Origin of the sequence: Vibrio sp. V39_P1S14PM300 (assembly GCF_009904765.1) — a bacterium.
GTDB classification, from domain to species: domain Bacteria; phylum Pseudomonadota; class Gammaproteobacteria; order Enterobacterales; family Vibrionaceae; genus Vibrio; species Vibrio proteolyticus.
The window spans coordinates 1-7,853 of sequence record NZ_WXWP01000370.1 but is presented as its reverse complement, the minus strand read 5'-3'; the positions used below and the strand labels follow the sequence as shown (position 1 = coordinate 7,853).

Below are 7,853 nucleotides of genomic sequence, written 5' to 3'. Positions count from 1 at the left end.
GATTTTTTGTGTCATCAAGTGATAAGGGCTTAGCCCAGCAGGCTCAATGCAGCGTTTGGTGCTTGTTTGGCCTGAGCCAGAACAGAGCTTGATGCCTGAGACAGAATCTGTGATTTGGTCAGTGCTGTCGTTTCTTTCGCGAAGTCAGTATCTTTGATACGGCTCTTCGACGCATTGACGTTCTCATTGATGTTGTCCAGGTTGCTGATCGCGTGGTCGAAACGGTTCTGGAACGCACCCAGCTCGGCACGGTGGCTATCCACATACTTCAGCGCCGAATCGATGATGGCCACAGATTCTTGTGCGCCACCGACGGAGGTGACATCAATAGTATCAACCGTGACCGCCTGGGCAGCGCCCATGCTCAGCTCACCCGCCAGACCACCAGAGAATGCAACAGCACCGTCCACTTTGTTGGTGCCAGCGAAAACTTGCAGCTGACCATCTTCGTTCACGGACGCTTTTACCAAATCAGTCTGACCGTTGATGTACGTTGCCAGCTCTTCGATGTCATCGCCCGCTTTCGCGCTGATAGAGATGCTTTGTGCCACGCCGTCTTTGTCAGTCAGGTCAATCGTCAAATCGTTCGCACCAGCTTGAACTGTCCAGTCTTTGTCTTTGCCGTTTGCAGCCACATAGCTGGAACCACCCATACCGACATTGTCTGAACGCATGTCGTTCAGAGACAACATAACGGCCTCACCGTTGTCTGCACCGATCTGGAACGATTTAGTGCCATAAGTACCGTTAAGCAATTTGTTACCACCGAATGACGTGGTTTCTGCAATACGGTTCAGCTCATCGTTCAGCGCAGTGATCTCTTCTTGAATCGCAACACGCTCAGATTTTGAGTTTGAACCGTTAGCTGATTGCAATGACAGGTCACGCATACGTTGCAGGATGTTGGTGGTTTCGTTCATCGCACCTTCAGCGGTCTGTGCGATAGAGATACCATCATTAGCGTTGCGTACAGCAACGTCCAGACCACGACTTTGAACATTCAAACGGTTCGAGATCTGAAGACCTGCAGCGTCGTCTTTCGCGCTGTTGATTTTAAAGCCTGAAGACAGACGTTCCATTGATGTTTGCTGAGCGTTGTTCGCACTGTTTAGGTAACGCTGAGCGGTCATTGCCGATACGTTAGTGTTTACATTTACTGCCATGGTGATTTCTCCAATTGATTTTCCGATGCTTCCGGTTTCCGACGTCTCGGAAAACCAAGTAGTTCTCTCAAAGTTACCTTTATTAACGGCCTACTCAGAATAACCTTTAGGATTTTTTTATGTTTTTTTCGAAAAAAATGCGTTTTGGAGAGAAAATACACTGAGGGGGACAAAAAGCGAAAAAAAGTGCACGTTATCCCTAAAGTCAGGCGAAAAACTGTCGATAACGCCCTTTCGTCGTTTAACTGCTGAGCAGCGTCAGCGCTAGGTTTGGCTGTTGTTTCGCCTGCGCCAGAACAGACGTACTGACCTGTTGTAGGATTTGCTGTTTGATCATTTGCGTGGTTTCTTTGGCATAGTCGGTGTCTTTAATCCGGCTGTTCGACGCCGCCAGATTTTCATGCACATTGTCTAAATTGTTGATCGCATGGCCAAAACGATTCTGCATCGCACCAAGATCCGCCCGATGGCTGTCGACATACTGTAGGGCGGTATCAATCACGGCAACCGCACGCTGCGCCCCGCCGACACTGCGGATATCCAGATTATCCACCGCTTCATATCCCGTCAAACCAAGTTGCAATTCATTGGCCAGTGCGCCTGAAAAAGCGATCGTTCCCGAGGTTTCGCGCCCGGCCATAAAGATCTGTAACTGACCTTTTTCATTCACTGATGCCGAAATCTGGTCAGTCTGACCATTTATATAGGTTGCCAGTTGTTCGATGTCATCACCGGCTTTCGCATTGATGGCGATCGTTTCCGTATCACCAAGCCGGTTGGTGTAAGTCATTTCCAGCAAATTGTTGCCGTCTTGTACCTGCCACTGTTCATCCACGGCGGTCGCGGCCCGATAAGAGAAACCGCCCATATCGACAGTGTCAGAACGCATGTTGCTCAACGCGACCTGTACCGCCTCACCGGATGACGCTCCGACTTGAAACGAAGCCTGGCCAAAGGTGCCATTGAGCAGTTTTTTACCGCCAAATGACGTGGTTTCCGCAATCCGGTTCAACTCATCGTTGAGCGCGCCCATTTCTTCTTGCAATGCCTGCCTTTCGGCTTGACTGTTGGATCCATTGGCCGACTGCAACGACAAATCGCGCATACGTTGCAGAATATTGGTCGACTCCTTCATCGCACCTTCTGCCGTCTGCATAATGGAGATACCGTCATTGGCATTTCGCACCGCAACATCCAACCCCCGCATCTGCGACTCCAGACGATTGGTAATCTGTAACCCGGCGGCATCGTCCTTGGCACTGTTGATACGATGTCCGGACGACAGGCGCTCAAGCGACTGATTCAGCATCTCAGTCGCGCTGTTCAGGTATCGCTGGGCAGTCAGAGCCGGGACATTAGTATTGACAGTGATGGACATGCAAAAAGTGACTCCAAAACAATGGGATTCACAAACTTATCGGCGTGCCAAGACAAAACTTTAGCCCAAAAAACCGGGCAATGCCCGGCTTAATCACAGGACTGACCGTGGAAATTACGCCAACGTCAGCTCCGCCAACATGGCCTGAGATGGTGCAAAGAAATACGCACCGGTTTTGGCCTGCGTGAAACGCAGCAGTTGATCGGTTTTGCCGTCGGTTTCACCGTACATGCTTTCCAGCATCACTTTGAAATTGTGCAGCGTGTGACAATACGCGATAAACAGCAGACCATGGCTGCCCGACACAGAGCCATACGGCAGACTGTGGCGGACAATTTTCAGTCCTTTGCCCTCTTCTTTAATGTCAACCCGACCGACATGCGAAGCCGCAGGCACATCATCCAGCTCTATCGAATCCGCTTTAGTGCGACCGATAACCTTCTCTTGCGCTTTGATATTTAGACGGTTCCACGCGGGCAGGTTGTGCTCAAAGCGTTGCACCATCACATAACTGCCACCGGCAAATTCACCATCGGCAATCACGGCCACTTCACGACGTTGTTCCGCTTTGGGGTTTTCGGTTCCGTCGATGAACATCGTCATGTCACGCGCATCGAGATAACGAAAACCCGACGTTTCATCGACGACATCAACATCCTCTGCCACTTGCTCAAGAAATTTGCGCAACACATAAAAGTGCAAATCATGGCGCAGTGAATGCAAGTGGATCAGCACATCCACTGGCGTACTTGGAGCAATAATGTCTCCCTGGCCTAATTGAGGAAAATCGATGAGCTCTTGCGGTTGTGACTGCGCCAGCAGATCCCAGAAAGATTTGCTAAACGCTACCGACAGCGTCAACTGAGCACCCGGTTGGCTGCCGTTCACTTCTTCAATCAGAGCAGGTAACGCCTGCAGCTGTGCCAGCACGAGAGCCGGATTCTGACGAATTTTAAGTAATGTGTAATGTGCAAAAGGCCCTGCTTCAGGAACGATGGCCGTTTGAGGTTGAGACATGGCGTAATCCTCACTTATTCTTTTTGCTCAGTGTATAAGGAATTAGTACTTACATATTGATTGCGATCAGTTCAGCGTGACGTTTGTATCCGCTCTGGAAGGCGAAAACAGTCGGCGGCCGTGCGGCTGTTGCTGAGATAAATAATAAACCACAGTAGCGCCAGCATGATCAGTCCGTTGGTCCAACTGAATGCCCCATGTTGTAAATAGACATGATAAACACTTTGCAGCAGTTGCAATACTGCAGTCACCAGAGTTAACGGCCGGCCCAGCGCCACCAGCCCATTGATGATAGTGCGCTCGGGTTTACGCAGACTGATCAGCCACATCAATGCAATACCCGGAACCCCCATCACTAACCCGAGATAGAGCATGGCGTGATCGGTGTACACGTAATCCAGAATCCGATTACCACTGTCCCGGCTGACCCCCGCAACAACAAACACAACCCAGGCTTTAGCGAGCAACATCCACCCCAACCACAGCCAGCGCGGAGGGCGCAGAAAACCGTGTTCATCGTATTGTTCCAGTGAATAACGCACAATATGAAAGCCTTTGAAATCATTGGTCGGATTACTGTAGCGAAATCAAACCAAATAGCCAGAGGGAATTCAATCCCCCGCACAGTTCGTGTTAGTATTGACGGCAAATTGACACAAGAGCAATGACCTTATGACGAACCGAATTACACCGTCACCCCAAAGCCAGCAGGAAGCCATGACCATCGCGAAGGCCACCCAAAAACCAGGGCAGACCAAAGAGCAGACCAAACTGATCGCCCAGGGGATCGAAAAAGGCATCGCGCTGTACAAAAAGCAGCAGAAAGAAAAAAGCCGCCAGGCCGATAAAGCCAAAAAGAAAGCACAACGTGACAAGCAAAAGGCGGCCGAATCTGTCACTTCGGAGGCGGCGTCTGAGTCACCAAACGCGCCGAGCTCAAATCTGGCGTCCCACCTGCCCTGGGTTCTGCTCGTTGTAAGCTGGGCAGGCTTTATCGCCTTCTTGTCACTCAACTGAGGCACGAAGATGAAAGCACAACGGCTGAATGTGGCGCTTGCCAGTCTGATGCTGGCAGGGTGTGTGGCGCCGGCAAACCGATTATCCGATGAAGCTCGTCAGGTTCATGTTCGCCTCGACAGCGGTTTCAATGCCGATGGGTGCCAATGGAAAGGCAGCGTCACCGGCAGCGAAGGACACTGGTACAATTACCTGTTTTACCCCAATGATGTCATGATGCACGGCGCCCTCAATGACATCAAGAATCAGGCGGCGGCACTCGGTGCCAATACGGTCTATCTGATCGCGCCACAAGATTTTACGACCTCCTTCAGCGTCCTCGGCAGCGCCTACTGGTGCGATTAACCGACAAAAGAAAAGCCAGCGGCTGCTGGCTTATGCACGAAATCCTAGGCTGGCTGCGATATCACTGCGACGCTCTACCACCCATTGACTATCAAATGGGCCCCAGTCTGATAATTGATAATAACCGTCATTATGACGCCGCCCGTCCTGAACAAACATAAGTTCAATCCCTATACCAGGTAACGCCTTCAGAACATCTTGGATGGTCCGGCGCGGCCAGCCCGTTTGCTCAATCAGTTTAGGTACATTCGGCCTTTCAAGACTATCGACCAACAAAGCCAGATACAGTCGCCTTGCAAATACAGGACTCAATTCCATTGACACCTCCTATTTCTGTGCTAAGTCATTATTTCTGTTTTGCTATTTAGTGTGTTGAGTTTGATCAATAACTTTCCAATCGCAGTCACTTGATGCTGATTTTTTTCTACCAGCGAAATATTGCGCAATGACGAAACCGACACCTTTTGTCTCGGCCGACGCTTCCTGATAGGATGCAAAGAGAATCAAAATAATGCTTTCAAAGGAAAATTATGACCATCACCATGTACGGCATCCCGAACTGCGACACCATCAAAAAAGCCAAGAAATGGCTCGAAGCAGAAGGCATCGATTACCAGTTTCATGACTATCGTAAACAGGGCGTGGATCCTGCCATGGTGACGACATTTTGTGACGCGCTGGGCTGGGAAAATGTCGTCAACAAGCGCGGCACGACTTATCGTCAACTTCCTCAGGAGCAGAAAGACTCGCTTGACGCGACCAGTGCTATTGAGCTCCTGGTGGCACACCCAGCGATGATCAAACGCCCGATACTGCTGGTTGATGGCCAATACCATCTGGGCTTTAAAGCCGACCAATACGCCTCTGTTTTTAGTTAAAGAAGGATTTCAAGGATGACTGACAGCCCTGTACTGGCTCTCGCAAAAGATCTGATTGGCCGTGAATCCGTGACCCCTGCTGATGCGGGATGTCAGGACGTGATGATTGAACGTCTCAAAGCACTCGGTTTTGACATTGAGATGATGGTGTTTGAAGACACCACCAACTTCTGGGCCCGCAGAGGCACACAAGCGCCATTGTTTGTGTTTGCCGGTCACACTGACGTTGTCCCCGCAGGGCCGCGCGAACAATGGCGTACTCCACCTTTTGAGCCGACGGTCATTGATGGCTACCTGCACGGGCGCGGTGCCGCCGATATGAAAGGGTCACTGGCATGCATGGTCGTGGCGGTCGAGCGTTTTCTCGCCGATCATCCCGATCACAGTGGCTCTATCGCTTTTCTGATCACCTCCGATGAAGAAGGCCCGTTCATCAACGGTACGACCCGAGTGGTCGATACGCTGATGGCTCGCAATGAAATCATCGATATGTGTATTGTCGGTGAGCCGTCGAGCACACACGCGGTCGGCGATGTGGTCAAAAATGGCCGCCGTGGCTCGATCACCGGCGACCTGTGTATTAAAGGCACTCAGGGCCACGTTGCGTACCCACACCTGGCGAACAACCCAGTTCATCAAGCCCTGCCCGCATTGGCAGAATTGGCGTCAACCAAATGGGATGATGGCAACGAATACTTCCCGCCAACCAGCTTCCAGATCCCGAATGTGGCCGCCGGTACTGGCGCATCTAATGTGATTCCGGGTGAATTTGACGTGCAGTTTAATTTTCGGTTCAGCACCGAGTTAACCGACGAAGAGATCAAACGTCGCGTCCACTCAACACTTGATGCCCATGGGCTGGAGTACGATCTCAAATGGACGCTCAGCGGCCACCCCTTCCTCACCGATACTGGTACTTTGTTGGATGCCGTTGTTGACGCGGTGCGGGATGTGAACCATAAAGCCCCTGAACTGCTCACCACAGGCGGCACTTCTGATGGTCGCTTTATTGCGCGTATGGGAGCGCAAGTGGTCGAACTCGGTCCAGTGAACGCCACCATCCACAAAGTGAATGAATGCGTCAGTATTGCAGATCTGGAAAAACTGACGGACATGTACCAGAACACTTTGCGAAACATACTGGGATAACCGTATGACCCCAGAGCAACTGACCGGTAAAGCCACCAGCCACCTGACCGAAGTGATGGTCGGTAATAAAGCGTTTCTGCTCCATCCTGCGGTGAAAGACGACCTGCTGGCACTGCGGCAGGCGGCTCTGGACGCCGGGTATAACTTCCATATTGCCAGCGGTTTTCGTGATTTCGAACGCCAACGGGTGATCTGGAATAACAAGATGGCGGGTCAAGCTGCCATTCTTGATGCCGACAGCCAGCCGCTTGACCCGGCCACACTCAGTGAGCGCGACAAAGTCTTTGCCATTTTGCGCTGGTCGGCATTGCCCGGAGGCAGCCGACACCACTGGGGCGGGGAATTCGATGTCTACGACCGTGATGCGCTACCATCTGGCACCTCACTCAAACTTGAACCATGGGAATACTTCGACGGGCATCAGTCTGGCTTTTACCAATGGCTGAAGAGCAACCTGTCGGGATTTGGTTTTTTCTTCCCATACGCTGATGATCTCGGTGGCGTGGCAATCGAACCCTGGCACATCAGCCACGTGTCGACCGCGCAGCAATGTCAGCAACAGCTCAGTTGCGAGTTACTGAGAAATCAATTACAAACTGAGCGGATTTTAGGTGCTGACGTCATATTCGAGCAGTTGGAAACGATCTACAATCGTTACATCACAAACATCAGTCAGGTGACGATATGATGGATATACTCACCAGCCCATGGGTCATCATTATTATTGTGGTGGCCGTGGTGGTTGGGAACATTGCAGCGCTCAAATACACGGCAAAGATGAAGATGGGTCAGACGAGCAAAAAGTCGGAGCTGGATCGACTCAACGAACTCGATCAGGAACAACGCGACAAAGACAAGCAGGCATAAAAAAGGGACCGTATGGTGCTTTTTGAAACCACTTAACCT

General features: G+C 51.2%; 11 protein-coding genes. 6 read left to right on the top strand and 5 right to left on the bottom strand.

Annotated elements, in window-relative coordinates; translation table 11 throughout:
- Window positions 1-29 precede the first annotated feature (29 nt).
- The 4 genes from CAG65_RS19340 to CAG65_RS19325 all read right to left on the bottom strand — a co-directional run bounded on the left by CAG65_RS19340 (window position 30) and on the right by CAG65_RS19325 (window position 4,100).
- On the bottom strand, window positions 30-1,163 hold the full coding sequence (locus tag CAG65_RS19340) for a flagellin (protein ID WP_161454669.1): 1,134 nt from the start codon (window positions 1,161-1,163) through the stop codon (window positions 30-32).
- Window positions 1,164-1,404: 241 nt separating this feature from the next.
- Window positions 1,405-2,541 (bottom strand): flagellin, encoded by a 1,137-nt coding sequence (locus tag CAG65_RS19335; RefSeq protein WP_021704363.1) that lies wholly within the window; start codon window positions 2,539-2,541, stop codon window positions 1,405-1,407.
- Window positions 2,542-2,655: 114 nt separating this feature from the next.
- The gene (locus CAG65_RS19330) at window positions 2,656-3,558 is read right to left on the bottom strand and encodes a Dyp-type peroxidase (protein ID WP_161454668.1); all 903 of its coding nucleotides are present in this window, start codon (window positions 3,556-3,558) and stop codon (window positions 2,656-2,658) included.
- A gap of 71 nt (window positions 3,559-3,629) precedes the next feature.
- Window positions 3,630-4,100 carry a DUF2919 family protein gene (locus CAG65_RS19325; protein WP_161454667.1) on the bottom strand — a complete coding sequence of 157 codons (471 nt, stop codon included), beginning with the start codon at window positions 4,098-4,100 and terminating at the stop codon, window positions 3,630-3,632.
- 130 nt (window positions 4,101-4,230) lie between these two features.
- On the opposite strand from CAG65_RS19325, the gene CAG65_RS19320 reads away from it, so the two are divergent.
- Both CAG65_RS19320 and CAG65_RS19315 read left to right on the top strand, forming a co-directional pair.
- Entirely contained in the window at window positions 4,231-4,575 is a 345-nt protein-coding gene (locus CAG65_RS19320) for a DUF2956 domain-containing protein (protein ID WP_161454666.1), read from the top strand.
- A 9-nt stretch (window positions 4,576-4,584) separates the two neighbouring features.
- Window positions 4,585-4,920 carry a DUF4156 domain-containing protein gene (locus CAG65_RS19315; RefSeq protein WP_021704367.1) on the top strand — a complete coding sequence of 112 codons (336 nt, stop codon included), beginning with the start codon at window positions 4,585-4,587 and terminating at the stop codon, window positions 4,918-4,920.
- Between the two features lie 30 nt (window positions 4,921-4,950).
- On the opposite strand, the gene CAG65_RS19310 is transcribed toward CAG65_RS19315, so the two are convergent.
- Window positions 4,951-5,238 (bottom strand): winged helix-turn-helix domain-containing protein, encoded by a 288-nt coding sequence (locus CAG65_RS19310; RefSeq protein ID WP_021704368.1) that lies wholly within the window; start codon window positions 5,236-5,238, stop codon window positions 4,951-4,953.
- Between the two features lie 212 nt (window positions 5,239-5,450).
- On the opposite strand from CAG65_RS19310, the gene CAG65_RS19305 reads away from it, so the two are divergent.
- From CAG65_RS19305 to CAG65_RS19290, 4 genes are read left to right on the top strand one after another with little or no spacing between them, the layout of a single operon-like run.
- Window positions 5,451-5,798 carry an ArsC family reductase gene (locus CAG65_RS19305; RefSeq protein ID WP_161448922.1) on the top strand — a complete coding sequence of 116 codons (348 nt, stop codon included), beginning with the start codon at window positions 5,451-5,453 and terminating at the stop codon, window positions 5,796-5,798.
- Window positions 5,799-5,813: 15 nt separating this feature from the next.
- Window positions 5,814-6,947 carry a succinyl-diaminopimelate desuccinylase gene (dapE, locus tag CAG65_RS19300; protein WP_021704370.1) on the top strand — a complete coding sequence of 378 codons (1,134 nt, stop codon included), beginning with the start codon at window positions 5,814-5,816 and terminating at the stop codon, window positions 6,945-6,947.
- Between the two features lie 4 nt (window positions 6,948-6,951).
- Window positions 6,952-7,635 carry a M15 family metallopeptidase gene (locus tag CAG65_RS19295; RefSeq protein WP_161454665.1) on the top strand — a complete coding sequence of 228 codons (684 nt, stop codon included), beginning with the start codon at window positions 6,952-6,954 and terminating at the stop codon, window positions 7,633-7,635.
- On the top strand, window positions 7,635-7,814 hold the full coding sequence (locus CAG65_RS19290; protein ID WP_040902300.1) for a DUF2897 family protein: 180 nt from the start codon (window positions 7,635-7,637) through the stop codon (window positions 7,812-7,814). Before CAG65_RS19295 ends, CAG65_RS19290 begins: the two co-directional genes overlap by 1 nt.
- The last annotated feature ends 39 nt before the right edge of the window (window positions 7,815-7,853 follow it).